The 17520-nt window shown below is 67.1% G+C and carries 22 protein-coding genes; 8 read left to right on the top strand and 14 right to left on the bottom strand.

Annotation, left to right across the window (positions count from 1 at the left end; genetic code table 11):
• Positions 1-48 precede the first annotated feature (48 nt).
• From dapE to IAI53_RS06135, 3 genes are read left to right on the top strand one after another with little or no spacing between them, the layout of a single operon-like run.
• Positions 49-1203 carry a succinyl-diaminopimelate desuccinylase gene (dapE, locus tag IAI53_RS06145; protein WP_187717241.1) on the top strand — a complete coding sequence of 385 codons (1155 nt, stop codon included), beginning with the start codon at positions 49-51 and terminating at the stop codon, positions 1201-1203.
• A gap of 7 nt (positions 1204-1210) precedes the next feature.
• Positions 1211-2149 (top strand): 50S ribosomal protein L3 N(5)-glutamine methyltransferase, encoded by a 939-nt coding sequence (prmB, locus tag IAI53_RS06140; protein ID WP_187717240.1) that lies wholly within the window; start codon positions 1211-1213, stop codon positions 2147-2149.
• A 9-nt stretch (positions 2150-2158) separates the two neighbouring features.
• On the top strand, positions 2159-2614 hold the full coding sequence (locus tag IAI53_RS06135; protein ID WP_187717239.1) for a response regulator: 456 nt from the start codon (positions 2159-2161) through the stop codon (positions 2612-2614).
• Between the two features lie 12 nt (positions 2615-2626).
• Here the strand turns inward: IAI53_RS06135 and IAI53_RS06130 are convergent, their stop codons facing one another.
• The 12 genes from IAI53_RS06130 to IAI53_RS06075 form a co-directional block, all read right to left on the bottom strand.
• The gene (locus IAI53_RS06130; RefSeq protein ID WP_187717238.1) at positions 2627-3130 is read right to left on the bottom strand and encodes a glutathione peroxidase; all 504 of its coding nucleotides are present in this window, start codon (positions 3128-3130) and stop codon (positions 2627-2629) included.
• A 16-nt stretch (positions 3131-3146) separates the two neighbouring features.
• Positions 3147-3341: a Fe-S cluster assembly protein IscX gene (gene iscX / locus IAI53_RS06125; RefSeq protein WP_187717237.1), complete on the bottom strand. Its 195-nt coding sequence runs from the start codon at positions 3339-3341 to the stop codon at positions 3147-3149.
• On the bottom strand, positions 3341-3682 hold the full coding sequence (fdx, locus tag IAI53_RS06120; RefSeq protein WP_187717236.1) for an ISC system 2Fe-2S type ferredoxin: 342 nt from the start codon (positions 3680-3682) through the stop codon (positions 3341-3343). Before fdx ends, iscX begins: the two co-directional genes overlap by 1 nt.
• Positions 3679-5547 carry a Fe-S protein assembly chaperone HscA gene (gene hscA / locus IAI53_RS06115; protein WP_187717235.1) on the bottom strand — a complete coding sequence of 623 codons (1869 nt, stop codon included), beginning with the start codon at positions 5545-5547 and terminating at the stop codon, positions 3679-3681. The genes fdx and hscA overlap by 4 nt, the downstream gene beginning before the upstream one ends.
• Positions 5547-6080: a Fe-S protein assembly co-chaperone HscB gene (gene hscB / locus IAI53_RS06110; RefSeq protein ID WP_187717234.1), complete on the bottom strand. Its 534-nt coding sequence runs from the start codon at positions 6078-6080 to the stop codon at positions 5547-5549. The genes hscA and hscB overlap by 1 nt, the downstream gene beginning before the upstream one ends.
• 29 nt (positions 6081-6109) lie before the next feature.
• The gene (gene iscA / locus IAI53_RS06105; RefSeq protein ID WP_187717233.1) at positions 6110-6433 is read right to left on the bottom strand and encodes an iron-sulfur cluster assembly protein IscA; all 324 of its coding nucleotides are present in this window, start codon (positions 6431-6433) and stop codon (positions 6110-6112) included.
• Positions 6434-6453: 20 nt separating this feature from the next.
• Complete coding sequence (gene iscU, locus IAI53_RS06100) at positions 6454-6837, bottom strand: Fe-S cluster assembly scaffold IscU (protein ID WP_187717232.1); 384 nt, start codon at positions 6835-6837, stop codon at positions 6454-6456.
• Positions 6838-6861: 24 nt separating this feature from the next.
• Complete coding sequence (locus tag IAI53_RS06095; protein WP_187717231.1) at positions 6862-8073, bottom strand: IscS subfamily cysteine desulfurase; 1212 nt, start codon at positions 8071-8073, stop codon at positions 6862-6864.
• Positions 8074-8105: 32 nt separating this feature from the next.
• Complete coding sequence (locus IAI53_RS06090; protein ID WP_187717230.1) at positions 8106-9254, bottom strand: cysteine desulfurase family protein; 1149 nt, start codon at positions 9252-9254, stop codon at positions 8106-8108.
• 10 nt (positions 9255-9264) lie between these two features.
• Positions 9265-9747 (bottom strand): Fe-S cluster assembly transcriptional regulator IscR, encoded by a 483-nt coding sequence (gene iscR, locus IAI53_RS06085; protein WP_187717229.1) that lies wholly within the window; start codon positions 9745-9747, stop codon positions 9265-9267.
• Positions 9748-9850: 103 nt separating this feature from the next.
• The gene (cysE, locus tag IAI53_RS06080; protein ID WP_187717228.1) at positions 9851-10606 is read right to left on the bottom strand and encodes a serine O-acetyltransferase; all 756 of its coding nucleotides are present in this window, start codon (positions 10604-10606) and stop codon (positions 9851-9853) included.
• 44 nt (positions 10607-10650) lie between these two features.
• A complete protein-coding gene (locus tag IAI53_RS06075; RefSeq protein ID WP_187717227.1) occupies positions 10651-11379 on the bottom strand; it encodes an RNA methyltransferase in 729 nt (242 codons plus the stop codon).
• Positions 11380-11456: 77 nt separating this feature from the next.
• Here IAI53_RS06075 and IAI53_RS06070 point away from each other — a divergent pair, with 77 nt between their 5' ends.
• Positions 11457-12263 carry an inositol monophosphatase family protein gene (locus tag IAI53_RS06070; RefSeq protein WP_187717226.1) on the top strand — a complete coding sequence of 269 codons (807 nt, stop codon included), beginning with the start codon at positions 11457-11459 and terminating at the stop codon, positions 12261-12263.
• 158 nt (positions 12264-12421) lie between these two features.
• On the opposite strand, the gene IAI53_RS06065 is transcribed toward IAI53_RS06070, so the two are convergent.
• The gene (locus IAI53_RS06065) at positions 12422-12970 is read right to left on the bottom strand and encodes a GNAT family N-acetyltransferase (RefSeq protein ID WP_187717225.1); all 549 of its coding nucleotides are present in this window, start codon (positions 12968-12970) and stop codon (positions 12422-12424) included.
• Positions 12971-12976: 6 nt separating this feature from the next.
• Positions 12977-13231, bottom strand: coding sequence for an acyl carrier protein (locus IAI53_RS06060; RefSeq protein WP_225433144.1), 255 nt, complete (start codon positions 13229-13231; stop codon positions 12977-12979).
• Positions 13232-13437: 206 nt separating this feature from the next.
• On the opposite strand from IAI53_RS06060, the gene mutS reads away from it, so the two are divergent.
• The 4 genes from mutS to IAI53_RS06040 all read left to right on the top strand — a co-directional run bounded on the left by mutS (position 13438) and on the right by IAI53_RS06040 (position 17510).
• On the top strand, positions 13438-16035 hold the full coding sequence (mutS, locus tag IAI53_RS06055; RefSeq protein ID WP_187717223.1) for a DNA mismatch repair protein MutS: 2598 nt from the start codon (positions 13438-13440) through the stop codon (positions 16033-16035).
• The gene (locus IAI53_RS06050; RefSeq protein WP_187717222.1) at positions 16032-16787 is read left to right on the top strand and encodes a fused MFS/spermidine synthase; all 756 of its coding nucleotides are present in this window, start codon (positions 16032-16034) and stop codon (positions 16785-16787) included. Before mutS ends, IAI53_RS06050 begins: the two co-directional genes overlap by 4 nt.
• Before the next feature lie 102 nt (positions 16788-16889).
• Positions 16890-17099 (top strand): (Na+)-NQR maturation NqrM, encoded by a 210-nt coding sequence (gene nqrM / locus IAI53_RS06045; protein ID WP_187717221.1) that lies wholly within the window; start codon positions 16890-16892, stop codon positions 17097-17099.
• A gap of 12 nt (positions 17100-17111) precedes the next feature.
• Complete coding sequence (locus IAI53_RS06040; RefSeq protein ID WP_187717220.1) at positions 17112-17510, top strand: CBS domain-containing protein; 399 nt, start codon at positions 17112-17114, stop codon at positions 17508-17510.
• Positions 17511-17520: the final 10 nt, after the last annotated feature.

Genomic DNA, 17520 nt, shown 5'->3' with positions numbered 1-17520 from the left:
CGCTGCGGAACGGGCGCAGCCGCTTGCACCGATACCAATAATCACCACATGACCCCAAACCCGAATTCCCCCACGCTCGCCCTCGCCTGCGAGCTGATCGCCCGCAACTCGGTCACCCCCGAGGATGCCGGATGCCTCGAACTGATCGCTGCCCGCCTTGCCCCGCTGGGCTTCGTGCTGGAGCGCATCGACACCGGCGGCGTCTCCAACCTGTGGGCCCGGCGCGGTACCGCCCGCCCCATCCTGTGTTTTGCCGGACACACCGACGTGGTGCCCACCGGACCGCTGGACGCCTGGCAGAGCCCGCCCTTCGAGCCCACGATCCGCAACGGCATGCTCTACGGACGCGGCGCGGCCGACATGAAGAGCTCGCTGGCGGCCTTCGTCACCGCCATCGAGGCCTTCGTCGCCGCGCACCCTGATCATGAAGGCTCCATCGCCCTGCTGCTCACCTCCGACGAGGAAGGCGTGGCCACCCATGGCACCGTCAAGGTCGTCGAGGCCCTGGCGGCCCGCGGCGAGCGCCTGGACTGGTGCGTGGTGGGCGAGCCGACCTCGGTGGACACGCTCGGCGACATGATCAAGAACGGCCGCCGCGGGTCGCTCTCCGGCAGCTTGCGCGTCAAGGGCGTGCAGGGCCACGTGGCCTATCCGCATCTCGCGCGCAACCCGGTGCATCAGCTGGCGCCGGCCTTGGCCGAACTCGCGGCGATCCGCTGGGACGAGGGCAACGAGTTCTTCCCGCCGACCACTTGGCAGGTGTCCAACATCCACGCCGGCACCGGTGCCACCAACATCATTCCCGGTACCTGCGAAGTCCTGTTCAACTTCCGCTTTGCCTCGGTCAGCACCGCAGAGTCGCTGAAGGCCCGTACCCATGAGGTGCTCGATCGGCACGGCCTGGCGTACGAACTGGACTGGCACCTGTCGGGCAAGCCCTTCATCACCGGCCGCGGCCGCCTGGTCGCCGCGGTGAGCGAGGCCATCCGCGAGACCACCGGCGTCGACACCGAACTGTCCACCACCGGCGGCACCTCGGACGGCCGCTTCATCGCCGACATCTGCGCCGAAGTGGTGGAATGCGGGCCGGTGAACGCCACCATCCACAAGGTGAACGAATGCGTCGCAGTCGATGCGATCGAGGCGCTGTCGTCCATCTACCGCCGCACCCTCGAAAACCTGTTGCTCGCTCCGGCGAACTGAGATCCTGATGAACGACCATCATCCCGAAGACGACCACGACGACGACCACGTTCATGAACACGGCCCGCTGGCCGAACTGGTCACCGTCCGCGACTGGCTGCGCTATGCGGTCACCCGTTTCAACCGCGGCGGCGTGTTCTTCGGCCACGGCTGCAGCGATGCCTACGACGAGGCCGCCTGGCTGATCCTGGCCACGCTGAACCTGCCCCTGGACCGCCTGGAGCCCTTCCTGGATGCATGCATCGCTTCGGAAGAACGTGATGAAGTCTTCAATCGCATCAACCGGCGGGTGGACGAACGGGTGCCGACCGCCTATCTGGTGAACGAAGCGTGGCTGGGCGAATTCCGCTTCTACGTTGACGAGCGGGTGATCGTCCCGCGTTCCTTTTTTGCCGAACTGCTCGAGGACGGGCTGGCGCCCTGGGTGGAGGATCCCGAAGCGGTCGGCAGCGCGCTGGACCTGTGTACCGGCTCCGGCTGCCTGGCGGTCCTGATGGCGCACGCCTTCCCGGACGCCGACATCGTGGCGGCCGATCTCTCCGACGATGCGCTGGAGGTGGCACGCCGCAACGTGACCGATTATGGCCTGGAGGACCACATAGAGCTGGTGCATAGCGACGTGTTCAGCGGGCTTGCCGGGCGGCGCTTCGACCTCATCGTCAGCAATCCGCCCTATGTCACCGCCGAGGCGGTGGCCAGCCTGCCGCCGGAATACCTGCACGAGCCGCAGATGGCGCTCGGTGCGGGCGAGGACGGGCTGGATGTGGTGCGTCGTCTGCTGGCCGAGGGCAGGAATCATCTCAACCCGGGCGGCGTCCTGGCCGTAGAAGTCGGGCATAACCGCCACATCGTCGAAGAAGCCTTCCCCGACCTGCCGCTGGTGTGGCTGTCGACCCGGGGAGGCGACGACATGGTCTTCGTGCTGCGCTACGAGGATCTGCCCTAGGAGAACGCAATGCCCCCCGGACGTCCCATCCTGCTGGTCGAAGACAACCCGGACGACGAAGCCCTGACCTTGCGGGCGTTCAGCAAGAACCGTATCGAGAACCCGGTGGTCGTGGCGCGCGACGGCGTCGAGGCCATCGACTACCTGTTCGGCACCGGCAGCCATGCCGGGCGGGATGCTGCACTCATGCCGGCGGTGATCCTGCTGGATCTCAAGCTGCCGCGGATCGATGGGCTGGAGGTGCTGCGCCGCATACGCGCGGACGAACGCACCGCGCTGCTGCCGGTGGTGGTGCTGACCACCTCGCGTGAAGTCCAGGACATCCGCGAAGCCTACCGCCTGGGCGCGAACAGCTACATCCGCAAGCCGGTGGACTTCGAGCGCTTCATCCAGGCGGTCGGGCAGATGGGAGTGTACTGGCTGTCGCTGAACGAGGCGGCAGACGCCACCGGCAACGGCTACTGAAGCCGGCCGGTTTCAGCCGGCGGGCGTGTCGAGCAGTTTTTCGACGTCCGCGGCCAGCGCCTCCGGGGTGGTGGTCGGTGCGTAACGCGCCACTACCCTGCCCTGGCGGTCGATCAGGAACTTGGTGAAATTCCACTTGATGGCTTCGGTGCCCAGCACCCCCGGTGCGGCGGCGCACAGCCACTTGTACAGCGGATGGGCACCGGGGCCGTTCACCTCGATCTTCTCGCTCAGCGGGAAGCTCACGCCGTAATTCTTCTCGCAGAACATGGCGATCTGCGCCGCGTCGCCCGGCTCCTGCGCGCCGAACTGGTTGCAGGGAAAGCCGATGACGCTGAAGCCCTTGCCGGCGAAAGCCTCGTGCAAGGCCTGCAGGCCGGTGTACTGCGGGGTCAGGCCGCACTCGCTGGCCACGTTCACCACCAACAACGCCTGCCCGCGGAAGCGCGACAGGGGCATGGCCTCGCCGTCGAGTGCGCGGGTACTGAAATCGTAGATGTTGGTTTCGGTGGTCATGGCTACGCTCCGCGTTTCAGTCCATCTCGTCGATCCAGGCCTGCTGGATCGCTTCGAGGATGCGCTCGCCGCAATGCTTGGGGTCGTCGTCGAACTCGGGCAGTGCGATTACCCAGTTCATCAGGTCGACGAAGTTCACCTTCGTCGGGTCGACCTCCGGGTGGGCGTCGGCGAGCTGGATGGCGATCTCTTCGACTTCGGTCCACTTCATCAGTGCTTGCCCTCCCGGGCCATGTTGATCGTGTAGCGCGGAATCTCCACCACCAACGGCGTTTCGCCGACGATGGCCTGGCAGGACAGGCGCGACTGCGCCTCCAGGCCCCAGGCCTTGTCGAGCAGGTCTTCCTCTTCTTCTTCCGCCTCGTTGAGCGACTGGAAGCCCTCGCGCACGATCACGTGGCAGGTGGTGCAGGCACAGGACTTCTCACAGGCGTGTTCGATCTCGATGCCGTTGTTGAGCAGGCTGTCGCAGATCGAATCGCCGGGCGTGGCCTCGATCACCGCACCGTCCGGGCACAACTCGACATGGGGCAGCACGATTACCTGGGTCATAGCTCGATCTCGTCAACCTTGTGGCCGGCCAGGGCGGAACGCACGCTGCGGTCCATGCGCCGGGCGGCGAATTCGTCGGTGGCGCGCGACAGCGCGTCGATGTGTTGCTTGATGGCGCGATGGTCCTTGCCGTCACGCGCCTGCCGCAGGGCGGCGATCGCGGCATCGACCGCGTCGCGTTCGGTCGGGTCGAGCAGGTCGCCGTCCTGCTCCAGCGCGTGTTCGGTGGCCTCGACCAGGCGGTCGGCCTCCACCTGCTGTTCGCGCAGGGCGCGGGCCAGCATGTCGTCGCCGGCGTGATCCACCCCCTCGCGCAGCATGCCGGCGATCTCGTCGTCGCTCAGGCCGTAGGACGGTTTGACCAGCACGCTGGCCTCCACCCCCGAGGACATCTCGCGCGCCGACACCGACAGCAGGCCGTCGGCATCGACCTGGAAGGTCACCCTGATGCGCGCAGCCCCCGCCACCATCGGCGGGATGCCGCGCAGCTCAAAGCGCGCCAGCGAGCGGCAGTCGGACACCAGCTCGCGCTCGCCCTGTACCACGTGGAAGGCCATCGCGGTCTGGCCGTCCTTGAAGGTGGTGAATTCCTGCGCGCGCGCGATCGGCAGCGTGGAGTTGCGCGGGATGACCTTCTCGGTCAGCCCGCCCATGGTCTCCAGGCCGAGCGACAGCGGGATCACGTCGAGCAGCAGCCAGTCGTCCTCGTCCTTGCGGTTGCCGGCCAGCACGTTGGCCTGGATGGCCGCGCCCAGCGCCACCACCTTGTCGGGGTCGAGATTGGTCAGCGGCTCCTGGTCGAAGAACTCCGCCACCGAACGCTGGATCTGCGGCATGCGCGTCGCGCCGCCGACCATGACCACGCCCTTGACCTCGTCGGGAGCGAGGCCGGCATCGCGCAGCGCCTTGCGCATCGGTGCCAGCGTCTTCCTGACCAGATGCTCGGTCATGCTCTCGAAATCCTGGCGGGTGACGGTGAGGTTCACCTCCTCGCCACTGCCCAGCTTCACCTTCACCGGCGCTTCCTCGCTGGCGGTGAGCAGTTCCTTGACCTCGCGCGCCTTCATCTGCAGGCGGCGGGCGTCTTCCGATGACGGGGGCTCGATGCCGGACTTGTCGAGGATCCAGCAGAACAGGCGGTGATCGAAGTCGTCGCCGCCGAGCGCGGCATCGCCATTGGTGGACAGCACCTCGAACACCCCGCGCGACAGCTTGAGGATGGACAGGTCGAAGGTTCCGCCGCCGAGGTCGTACACCGCGTAGATGCCCTCGGAGGCGTTGTCCAGGCCGTAGGCCACCGCCGCCGCGGTCGGTTCGTTGAGCAGGCGCAGCACGTTGAGGCCGGCCAGCGTGGCGGCGTCCTTGGTGGCCTGGCGCTGGGCGTCGTCAAAGTAGGCCGGCACGGTGATGACCACGCCGGCCAGTTCGCCACCCAGCGAGGCTTCGGCGCGCGCGCGCAGCACCTTGAGCACCTCGGCGGAGACCTCCACCGGGCTCTTGATACCCTGCACGGTGCGCAGGCGCACCATGCCCGGGGTGTCCACGAAGTCGTAGGGGCTGGATTCGACGTGTGTGACGTCCTTCATCCCGCGGCCCATGAAACGCTTGACCGAGACGATGGTGTTGCGCGGGTCCTGCGCCTGCGCGGCCATCGCCGCCCGCCCCACCTCGATGCTGCCGTCGGCCTTGTAGTGCACCACCGAGGGCAACATGGTGCGGCCTTGCTCGTCGGCCAGGCAGACCGCGATGCCGTTACGCACCGTGGCCACCAGGGAGTTGGTCGTGCCCAGGTCGATGCCCGCCGCCAGTCGATGGCGATGGGGTTCGGTGGACATGCCGGGTTCGGCGATCTGCAGCAATGCCATCAGCTTTCCAGCGCCTCGAGGGCGTCGTCAATTTCGTGTTGGAGTTTCTCCACGAACATCAGCCGCCGCACGATGTCGGCAGCCGCTTCCAGGTCCTGGTGTTCGTCCAGCGACCGGTGCAGTTCGGAGAGCATGTCGCGGCCATGCTGGCGCAGGCGCACATGCAGGCGTTCGAGTTCGTCCGCTTCGCCGGCGCTGCGCGCTTCCTCTACCGCTTCGCGCCATTCCATCTGTTCCATCAGGAACTCGGGCGACATGGCGGTGTTGGTTTCCAGCGCGGGATCGATGCCGGCCAGTTCGAGCAGATACATCGCCCGGCTGAGCGGCTTTCTCAGCGTTCGGAAGCCTTCATTGACCCGGGTGGCCCACTGCATGGAGCGGCGCTTGTCGGCGTCGGGCAGATGGGCGTAGCGGTCCGGGTGGACTTCGCCTTGCAGGTCGTGGAAGGCCCGCTCCAGGGCCGCTTCGTCCAGTTCGAAGCGGCGCGGCAGGCCGAACAAGGCAAAGAAATCCTGCTGCAGGTCGATGCTCATGGCGAGTCTTGTTATCCCTGTAGCCGGACTCAGACGTTGAAGCTCTCGCCGCAGCCGCAGGCGTCCTTGACGTTCGGGTTGTTGAACTTGAAGCCTTCGTTCAGGCCTTCGCGCACGAAGTCGAGCTCGGTGCCGTCGATGTAGGGCAGGCTCTTCGGGTCCACCACGACCTTGACGCCGTGGCTCTCGAACACCAGATCCTCGTCATGCGTCTCGTCGACGAACTCCAGCTTGTAGGCCATGCCCGAGCAGCCGGAAGTGCGCACGCCGAGGCGGATGCCGTAGCCCTTGCCGCGCTTGGCGATGAAGTTGTTGACGTGCTTGGCAGCGCTTTCGCTCAGAGTGACGCCCATGTGTCGGACTCCCGTGTGTTTCAGGCTTCGTGCTTCTTCTTGTAGTCGGCCACCGCGGCCTTGATCGCGTCTTCCGCGAGGATGGAGCAGTGGATCTTGACCGGCGGCAGCGCGAGTTCTTCGGCGATCTGGGTGTTCTTGATCTCCAGCGCCTGGTCGATGGTCTTGCCCTTGACCCATTCGGTGACCAGCGAGCTGGAGGCGATCGCCGAGCCGCAGCCGTAGGTCTTGAACTTGGCGTCTTCGATGACGCCATCCTTGCCGACCTTGATCTGCAGCTTCATCACGTCGCCACAGGCCGGTGCGCCCACCATGCCGGTGGCCACGCCTTCCTCGTCCTTGCCGAAGGAGCCGACGTTGCGGGGGTTTTCGTAGTGGTCCAGGACCTTTTCACTGTATGCCATGGTGTGTACTCCTGTATCTCTGTGTCAGTGCGCGGCCCACTGCACGGTGTCGAGATCGACGCCTTCCTGCACCATCTCCCACAGCGGGGAGAGTTCGCGCAGTTTGCCGATCTTCTTGTGCAGCAGGGCAATGGTGTAGTCGACTTCTTCTTCGGTGGTGAAGCGGCCGATGGTGAAGCGGATCGAGCTGTGCGCCAGCTCGTCGTTGCGCCCCAGCGCGCGCAGCACGTAGGACGGCTCCAGGCTGGCCGAGGTGCAGGCCGAACCGCTGGACACCGCCACGTCCTTGATCGCCATGATCAGCGACTCGCCTTCCACGTAGGCGAAGGAGATGTTCAGGTTGTGCGGGACGCGGTGCTCCAGGTCGCCGTTCACATAGGTCGCCTCGATGTCCTGCAGGCCCTTGAGCAGCTTGTCGCGCAGGGCACGGATGCGCTTGTTCTCTTCCACCATGTCCTCGCGGGCGATGCGGAAGGCCTCGCCCATGCCGACGATCTGGTGCGTGGCCAGGGTGCCCGAGCGCAGGCCGCGCTCGTGGCCGCCGCCGTGCATCTGCGCTTCCAGGCGCACCCGCGGCTTGCGGCGCACGTACAGGGCGCCGACGCCCTTGGGGCCGTAGGTCTTGTGCGCCGAGAAGGACATCAGGTCCACCTTCAGCACGGACAGGTCGATATCCACCTTGCCGGTGGCCTGCGCCGCATCCACATGGAAGACGACGCCCTTCTCGCGGCACAGCTCGCCGATCTCGGCGATCGGCTGGATCACGCCGATCTCGTTGTTCACGAACATCACCGACACCACCGTGGTGTCCGGGCGGATCGCGGCGCGCAGCACGTCGAGATCGATCAGGCCGTTCTCCTGCACGTCGAGATAGGTGGCCTCGAAACCCTCGCGTTCGAGTTCGCGCACGGTGTCGAGCACCGCCTTGTGCTCGGTCTTCAGCGTGATGATGTGCTTGCCCTTGCCCTGGTTGAAGTGGGCCGCACCCTTGATCGCGAGGTTGTTCGATTCGGTGGCGCCGGAGGTCCAGATGATCTCCTTGGCGTCGGCATTGACCAGCGCGGCAACCTGGGCGCGCGCATCTTCCACCGCCTTCTCGGCTTCCCAGCCATAGGCGTGCGAGCGGCTGGCAGGGTTGCCGAAGTGCTCGGTGAGCCAGGGAATCATCTTCTCGGCCACGCGCGGATCCACCGGGGTGGTCGCCGAGTAGTCGAGGTAGATCGGAAACTTGAGCATTGCGTCTCTCCGTGCGCGATTCGATACTTCGTTCAGACCGCCATCGCGGTCAGGTTCTTCAATTCTTCGAGCGTTCCGGCAAAGCATGTGCGGAAACGCTCCAGGTCCCCGGCGGTGGTGTCCCGCCCGAGGCTCACTCGCACCGCGCCGCGCGCGGTGTCGGGCGCCACGCCCATCGCCAGCAGGGTATGCGAAGGCTCGGGGTTGGCGCTGGAACAGGCCGAGCCGCTGGCGCAGGCAAAGCCCGCGCGGTCGAGCTTGGCGACCAGGGTCTCGCCGTCGATGCCGTCGACCGCGAAGAATACGGTGTTCGGCAGTCGCCGGGCAGCCGCGGAAAACACGGTCACGTCGTGCGCGCGCAGGGCGGCTTCGAGTTCGTCGCGCAGCGCCGCGAGCCGGGTCGCCTCCTCCGCCTGACGTGCGATGGCTCGTTCGCAGGCCACGCCGAAGCCGACGATGGCTGCCACGTTCTCGGTACCCGAGCGCAGGCCGCGTTCCTGTCCGCCGCCGGCGATCAGCGGCGCGAGCTCCACACGCTTGTCCAGCACTAGCGCACCGGCGCCCAGCGGACCGCCGATCTTGTGGGCGGAGAGCGTGAGCGCATGCACGCCCAGCGCGCGGAAATCCACCGAAATCTTGCCCAGCGCCTGCACCGCGTCGGTGTGCATCCATGCACCCGCGGCACGCGTCTGTACGGCCAGCGCGTCGATGTCCTGCAATACGCCGGTCTCGTTGTTCGCCAGCATCACCGACACCAGCGCCGGGCGGGCCGCCATCGTGGCCTGCCAGTCAGCGTCGTCAATGCGCCCTTCCGCATCCACCGCGATCTCGCGCAGGGTCCAGCCCTGCCGGCGCAGCTGCCGTGCCGGCTCGCGCACACAGGGGTGCTCGATTGCGCTCACCGCCACCAGGCCGGGCTTCATCAGCGCCGCGGCGCCCTTGATGAAGAGGTTGTTCGCCTCAGAGCCACCGCTGGTAAACACCACCTCGGTCGGATGGGCGCCAACCGCCGCGGCCACCCGGGCGCGCGCTTCGTCGATCGCCGCCCTCGCCTGCCGGCCGTACTCGTGCCGGCTGGACGCGTTGCCGAAGCGGCCGTCCAGCCAGGGCAGCATGGCCTCGCGCACCACGGCGTCGAGCGGCGTGGTGGCGTTCCAGTCGAGGTAGGTGGGCGCGAACATGGGGACGAACTCAGGCGGACATGGCCTCGCGCAGCGAGGTCATCGCGCGGCGGCGCACGTCGACGATGATGCTGACGTCGGGCTCGGCCTTCACCTCGCGATGCACCAGCGCGGAAAGCGTCACCGACGCCAGGTATTCGTACATGCGCTTGTTGAGGTTGGTCCACAGGTCGTGCGTCAGACAGACGTGCTCGTCGTGGCAGTTCTGCTTGCCGCCGCACTGGGTGGCATCGAGCGGCTCGTCGACCGCGACGATGATGTCGGCCACGGTGATGTCCTTCATGTCACGCGCCAGGCGGTAGCCGCCGCCGGGGCCGCGCACGCTGCTGACCAGCTTGTAGCGGCGCAGCTTGCCGAACAGCTGCTCGAGGTAGGACAGGGAAATGCTCTGGCGTTCGGCAATGCCGGCCAGGGTGACCGGTCCGTCGGTCTGCCGCGAGGCCAGATCGATCATCGCCGTCACGGCAAATCGTCCCTTGGTGGTCAGTCTCATGATGGTTCCTCGCACATGTGAGCGGATGGCGTTCGGAAACCGGAGCCTGGCTCAATACCCGAACGTTTCGCTCAACTATACGTATCCCGACAAAATCGGTCAACTAATCGACCATCTTGGAAAGACGCGAAGGATCAAAGGCGTCAGTGGCTTCCACCTCGCCATCCAGCTTGAAGCCGGCCGCCTCGAGGCGCTTGACCAGCACCTCGAACCTGCGGTCGGTTTCGACCGCGTGATCGAGCAGTCCATGCAGGGCCTTGGAGACCGGATCGTCCATGTCGCGGGTCACCCCGTAGGCCGAGAAACCGATCTGCTCGGCCTTCTGCTCGCGGGCGCTGTCGCGCTCGGGGTCGAGGACGCGCGCCGGGTTGCCAACCGCGGTGGCGCCGGCCGGAACAGGCTTTACCACGACCGCGTTGGAGCCGATCTTGGCACCGTCGCCGACCGTGAAACCACCCAGCACCTTGGCGCCCGCCCCGACCACCACGCCCTTGCCCAGCGTCGGGTGACGCTTCTCGCCACGGTACAGCGAGGTGCCGCCGAGGGTCACCGCCTGGTAGATCGTGCAGTCGTCGCCGATCTCGGCGGTCTCGCCGATCACCACGCCCATGCCGTGGTCGATGAACACCCGCCGGCCGATGCGCGCGCCGGGGTGGATCTCGATGCCGGTGAGGAAGCGGCCCAGATGGCTGACGAATCGTCCGACCCAGTAGAAACCGCGCTTCCAGGCGGCATGCGCAAGGCGATGCAGGATGAGCGCGTGGATGCCCGGGTAACAGGTCAGCACCTCCCACGTGGAACGGGCGGCGGGATCGCGCTCGCGAACGCTGGCCAGGTCTTCACGCAGGTGTTCGAACATCCGGGGTGCCTCTTGAGGTGGTCGGTACGGAATTTCCGACTATTTTAATCAACTTTGCGCTCAAAGCTAGTGAGCAGACCACGCAGGATGCTCACCTCCTCGCGCTCCAGCCGGGTGCGCCCGAACATGCGGCGCAGGCGCGGCAGGAGGCGCTTGGGGTTGGCCGGGTCGTGAAAGCCGCTCTGCGTGCTGGCGCGCTCAAGATGCGCGAAGAAGCCCTCGACCTCGTCGTGCGTGGCAAGCTGGGGCAGCGGGTCGGAAGGCGGCTGCGGGGCCAGTGCGCTCATGCGCAGTTCGTAGCACAGCAGCTGGACCGCCGCGCCCAGGTTGAGCGAGGAGTAGTCGGGATTGGCGGGGATGCTCACCGGCATCCCGCACAGGGCGACCTCTTCATTGGTCAGCCCGCTGGTCTCGTTGCCGAACACCAGCGCCACCTCGCCCGCCGCGGTGTGCTGCAGCAACTCCACGGCCGCCTCGCGGGCATGCATGCGCGGCAGCGACAGCTCGCGGCGACGGGCGGTGACCGCAGCGGAGAGCACGGTGCCGGCCAGCGCCTCCTGCAGGGTGGGCACCACATGGGCGGCGTCGAGCACGTCGATCGCGCCGGACGCACGCGCCCAGGCCTCACGGCTGGGGTGTTCCTGCGGCGCCACCAGCCACAGTTGCGACAATCCCATGGTTTTCATGGCGCGCGCGGCGGCGCCGATGTTGCCCGGGTGGGATGTGCGGGAAAGTACGATGTGGACGCGGTCGAGCGCGAGGGCGCTGTTCATATTAAAATTCAACGTTTTTAGTTTTCATTCCTGCGGAAGCGGCCGTGACGGCGCTTCCCTTACGCGAGACGACGCGCATGCACCCCACCCTGAACATCGCCGTGAAGGCAGCCCGCAAGGCGGCCAGCATCATCAACCGCGCTTCCAATGATCTCGACCTGCTCAAGGTGCAGTCCAAGTCGCCGAACGACTTCGTCACCGAAGTGGACCGCGCCGCGGAAGCGGCCATCATCGACGTGCTGCGCGAGGCCTATCCGGAACACGCGATTCTAGCAGAGGAGTCCGGCGAGGCCGGCGATGCGGCGAACGCGGAGTACCAGTGGATCATCGACCCGCTGGATGGCACCACCAACTTCATCCACGGCTTCCCGCAGTACGCCATCTCCATCGCACAGACCAAGAACGGCGTGCTGGAGCACGCGGTGATCTACGACCCCAATCGCAACGAGCTGTTCACCGCCTCCAAGGGCCGCGGCGCCTATCTCAACGACCGCCGCATCCGCGTGTCCAAACGCGTCCGCCTGAACGAGTCGCTGATCGGCACCGGCTTCCCCTTCCGCCAGTTCGACCATGTGGACGCCTACCTGGCGATGTTCAAGGAACTCACCCAGAAGACCGCCGGCATCCGCCGCCCCGGCGCCGCGGCGCTGGATCTGGCCTGGGTGGCCTGCGGGCGCATCGACGGTTTCTGGGAGCTGGGGCTGTCGCCCTGGGACATGGCCGCCGGCGTGCTGCTGATCCAGGAGGCCGGCGGGCTGGTGTCCGATCTGGCCGGCGAGGCCGACTACCTGACCACCGGTAACGTGGTGGCCGGCGCGCCCAAGATCTTCGCGCAACTGCTGCCCATCATCCAGGCCTGGCGCCCGGCCACCATGCAGGCCTGAGCGAGCGGCCTACGAACGCGGGCCTGCCCCCGGTGCAGCGCCCGCTTTTCCGTGCGCCGACGGGGGTAGTCGCTCATCTGCCGGCAGGTGGTTTGGTGTCGGCGGCCGCGAGTTCGGGTCAAGGCTGGCGAGCGCAATCTGCGCGGGAGCCAAGGCTCTCACGGCCCAGGCCGGTCAGGCTGCAGGCTGCGCCACACGTGGATCGTGTTGGGATCGTCGGCCGCCCGCCGGGCGTCGAAGCCCAGTTGGCGGGCGAACTTGAGCATCTTGTGGTTGGTGGCCAGCACAAAGCCTTCCATCAGCCTCAGCCCGCGCCGTCGTGCGGCCTCCATCAGTTCGAGCATCAGCACACCTGCGACGCCGCTGCCCTGCCAGGCATCATCCACCGCGATCGCGAACTCGCAGCTGTCGGCATCCGGGCCGACCACATAGCGGGCGACGCCGATCTCGACCTCGCATCCGTTGCGCCGGACCACCGCCACCAGCGCCAGATGGCGTTCGTAGTCGATATCGGTCAGATACTTCAGCTTGCTGGCGGGCAGTTCGTTCAGCGTGCCCATGAAGCGCGCATGGCGCGAGTCGGGCGACAGGTGGCGCACGAAGTCCTGCTCCATCGGCGCATCCTCGCGGCGGATCGGACGGATCGTTACCTGGCTGCCATCGAACAGGGTGCGAACGCGCTCCAGATCGGCGGGGTAGTCAGCCATGGCGCCTTACTCCCGGCGCTCGCGCGCCAGTCGGCCGTCCAGGTAGCCGACGATCTCGTCCAGGCTCCCCAGCCGCCCGTAGTCGGTCTCGGGAATGGCCACACCGAGCCGCTCGTGCAAGCCGACGATCACGTTCAGCCAGTCCATGGAATCGAGATCGAGCTGGGTGCGCAAGGGGCGCTCCGCCCGGATGTCGCGCGGATCGAGGTCCGGCACGATGGCCCCAAGAGTCGCAAGCACGGCAGCGCGTATGTCTTCCATGTTCATGGTATGTCCTCCCATCCCAGGATAGGCGGGCCGTGGGGAGCCGGCACATGCCTGATGCCCAATTCTTCCATGCCGGGCGGGATTCGTGGCATTCGGGCGATCGAACCCACGGTCGCTTCCGGCAGGAAGCGCGTGCGTCCGCGATCGAACTCGATCAAAATGCGCCCTTCGCAGCCGCACCCACCCCGCCCGTTGTCCCGATGAAGAGCGAATTGTCCGCCGTTTCCCAGGCCGCCCAGGCGCTGGAAGCCCATACCCCCATGATGCAGCAGTACCTGCGCCTCAAGGCGCAGCACCCGGACACGCTGCTGTTCTACCGCATGGGCGACTTCTACGAGCTGTTCTTCGAGGACGCCGAGAAGGCCGCGCGCCTGCTCGACATCACGCTGACCACGCGCGGGCAGTCGGCCGGCACGCCGATCAAGATGGCCGGGGTGCCCTTCCACGCGGTGGAGCAGTACCTGGCGCGCCTGGTGAAGCTGGGCGAATCGGTGGTGATTGCCGAGCAGGTGGGCGAACCGGGTGCGACCAAGGGGCCGATGGAGCGTGCGGTGAGCCGCATCGTCACCCCCGGCACGCTTACAGACGCCGCGCTGCTCGACGACCGCAGCGATTCGTTGCTGATGGCGGTGAATCTGCACCGCGGCACCCTGGGCCTGGCCTGGCTGAATCTGGCCAACGGCGACCTGCGCATCATGCAGTGCCCGAGCGAGGCGCTGCAGACTCAATTCGAGCGCTTGCGTCCGGCCGAGGTGCTGGCACCCGACGGCCTTGCCCTGCCCTTGCTGCAGCAGCTTGCCCCGGTGCTGCGCAAGCTGGCCGACTGGCAGTTCGACGGTGAGACCGGCGAACGCCTGCTGACCGGGCATTTCGGCACCCGCGACCTGGTCGGATTCGGCGTCGAGGACATGCCGGTGGCGCTGGGCGCGGCGGCGGCACTGTTCGACTACGCCAAGGCCACCCAGCGCCAGAGCCTGGAGCATGTCACCGGCCTGCGCGTGGAGCGCGAGACCGAGTACCTGCGACTGGACGCGGCCACCCGGCGCAATCTGGAGATCACCGAAACCCTGCGCGGCGAACCGGCCCCCACCCTGCTCTCGCTGCTCGACCACTGCGCCACCAGCATGGGCTCGCGCTGGCTGCGCCACGCCCTGCACCACCCGTTGCGCGACCGCTTCGAGGCGGCCCGCCGCCACGGCGCGATTGGCGAGCTGCTGGGCGAAGGCGACGGCCGCGTGCTGGGCAGCCTGCGCAGTGCGCTGCGTGGCATTGCCGACGTGGACCGCATCACCGCCCGCGTGGCCTTGCGCTCCGCCCGCCCGCGCGACCTGGCCGCGCTACGCGACAGCCTCGCCCGCCTGCCGGAACTGCACGGGGCGCTCGGCACGCCGGCCGATGAACTGCTCGGCACGCTGCGTGCGCAGCTCGACATCCCGGTCGACATCCTCGATCTGCTGATCCGCGCGGTAGCGCCCGAGCCGGCTGCGGCCTTGCGCGACGGCGGGGTGATCGCCCCTGGCTTCGATAGCGACCTGGACGAGCTGCGCGGCATCCAGAGCAATTGCGGCGAGTTCCTGATGGCGCTGGAAGCGCGCGAGCGCGAGCGCAGCGGCATCGCCAACCTGAAGGTCGAGTTCAACAAGGTGCACGGCTTCTACATCGAAGTGAGCCGTGCCAACGCCGAAAAGGTGCCGGACGACTACCGCCGCCGCCAGACGCTGAAGAACGCCGAGCGCTACATCACGCCTGAACTGAAGGCCTTCGAGGACAAGGCACTGTCCGCCCAGGAGCGCGCGCTGGCGCGCGAGAAGCTGCTCTACGACGAGCTGCTGGAGACGCTCGCCGCGCAGATACCGGCGCTGCAGCGCATCGCCCGCGCGCTGGCGCTGCTCGATGGCCTGGCTGCGCTGGGCGAAGCGGCGCTGCGCTACGGCTATGTGCAGCCGCGCTTCTCCGACCAGCCCGGGCTGGAGATCGCCGGCGGACGCCACCCGGTGGTCGAGCGCCAGGTGGAGAACTTCATCGCCAACGACTGCGTGCTGGCGCCCACCCGCCGCATGCTGATGATCACCGGCCCCAACATGGGCGGTAAATCCACCTTCATGCGCCAGGTGGCGCTGATCTGCCTGCTCGCCCACGTGGGCAGCTTCGTGCCGGCTGCTGCTGCGCGCATCGGCCCGCTGGACGGCATCTTCACCCGCATCGGCGCTTCCGACGACCTCGCCTCCGGGCGCTCCACCTTCATGGTGGAGATGACCGAGGCCTCGGCCATCCTGCACGGCGCCACCGAGCACAGCCTGGTGCTGATGGACGAGATCGGCCGCGGCACCTCGACCTTCGACGGCCTCGCGCTGGCCTTCGCCATCGCCCGCCAGTTGCTGGAGAAGAACCGCTGCCTGACGCTGTTCTCCACCCACTACTTCGAACTCACCCGTCTCAACGCCGACTACCCGGAATGCGCCAACGTGCATCTGGACGCGGTCGAGCACGCCCACCGCATCGTCTTCCTGCACGCGCTGGAAGAAGGCCCGGCGAGCCAGAGCTACGGGATCGAGGTCGCCGCGCTCGCGGGCATCCCGGCGGCGGTGATCCGCGACGCCAAGCGGCGGCTACGCGCCCTGGAAAACCGCGAGATCACCGGCGGCCCGCAGGCGGACCTCTTTGCCGCGCTGCCCGACAACGACCCCGAGCCGCCTTCCCACCCGGTGCTCACCGAACTGGCGGACATCGACCCGGACGCGCTCAGCCCGCGCGAAGCACTGGAGCGCTTGTACCAGCTGAAGAGGCTGGTCTCTTGAGCACGCCCATCGACATCAGCGAGGAAGCCGGCGTGCGCTACCTGCACTTCGGCTCGGAGTGGATCCAGGGCGCGATGCGCATCCGCAAGCCCAATGCACTGGAACTGGCCTACACGCGCGAGATGATGGCCGGCCTGCTGCTGCGCGACCCTGACGGCTGGCCGAAGACCGCCTTGGTGATCGGCCTGGGTGCCGCGTCGGTGACCAAGTTCCTCTACCACCATTGCCCGCAGCTGCGCATTCAGGTGGTGGAGATCGAGCCGCGCGTGGTCGCCGCCGCGCACCAGTTCTTCCGCCTGCCGGACGAAGATGCGCGGCTCGCCATCCACATCGGCTGCGGCGCGGATTACGTGCTGAACACCCAGCGCCGCTTCGACTACATCCTGGTCGACGGCTACGACCGCAACGCCCGCGCAGGCGTGCTCGACACCCTGCCCTTCTACCAGGCGGTGCGCAGCCGCCTGTCCGATACCGGGCTGATGGCGGTCAACCTGTTCGGCCGCTCGCGCGGCTTTCGCGCTAGCCTGGAGCGCATCATCACCGCCTTCGAGGACCGCGCCATCGCTTTCCCGTCCTGCGACAGCGGCAACGTGGTGGCCTTCGGCGCCGCCGGCGAGCAGATCGTGCTGCCGGCGAGCGAACTCAGGGAACGCGCGCAGCAGCTCAAGGCTCGAACCGGCATGGATCTGCTGCCCACGGTCACCCGGCTCGAGCAGGCCGGCAGCCTGCCGGGCGGGCGGCTGGTCCTCTGAGGACCTGATGGCATTTGTGCAAACCGCTTGTATCATCGTGGTCATGAACCACGGCTTCGCCCCAAGGGCGGATACGGGCAGCAAACGGAGCGTATCGACCCCATGACGATTTTCATCCTCACCTTCATCATCGTTGCCATCCTGGTGGCCGGCATGGCCATCGGCGTGATCGCCGGCCGTAACCCGATCGGCGGCAGCTGCGGCGGGCTGGGGCGCGTGGGGCTGGAGTGCGAGGCCGGCTGCGAGAAGCCATGCCCGAAGCGGCTCGCGCGCATGCAAGCCCAGGAAGAAGCCGAAGCGAACAACAACTGATAGGGAGAAATCATGCTGCAGTCGCTGCTCGTCAAGGACTACATGATCGGAGATCACCTCGCCTTCAAACCGCAGACCAATGTGCTCGATGCCATCCACAAACTGTTGCACCACCAGCTGAGCGGCGCGCCGGTCGCCGACGATGCCGGCCAGTTGGTGGGCTTCCTCTCGGAGAAGGACTGCCTGCGCATCGCGCTGAACTCGTCCTACTTCGACGGCCGCGGCGGGTTGGTGCAGGACTACATGGCGCGCGACGTCCTGTCGCTGCAAGGGGATGCCAATCTCGTTGACGCCATCGAACTGTTCATCTCCCGCCCCTACCGCTGCCTGCCGGTGGTCGACGGCAAGCGCCTGATCGGCCAGATCTCCCGCCGCGACGTGTTGCGCGCGATGGAGAAGCTGCGCCGCTGAGCGTCCCGTA

The sequence above is a fragment of the Thauera sedimentorum genome, assembly GCF_014489115.1.
Lineage (GTDB): Bacteria > Pseudomonadota > Gammaproteobacteria > Burkholderiales > Rhodocyclaceae > Pseudothauera > Pseudothauera sedimentorum.
This window is presented reverse-complemented; position numbering and strand designations above follow the sequence as displayed.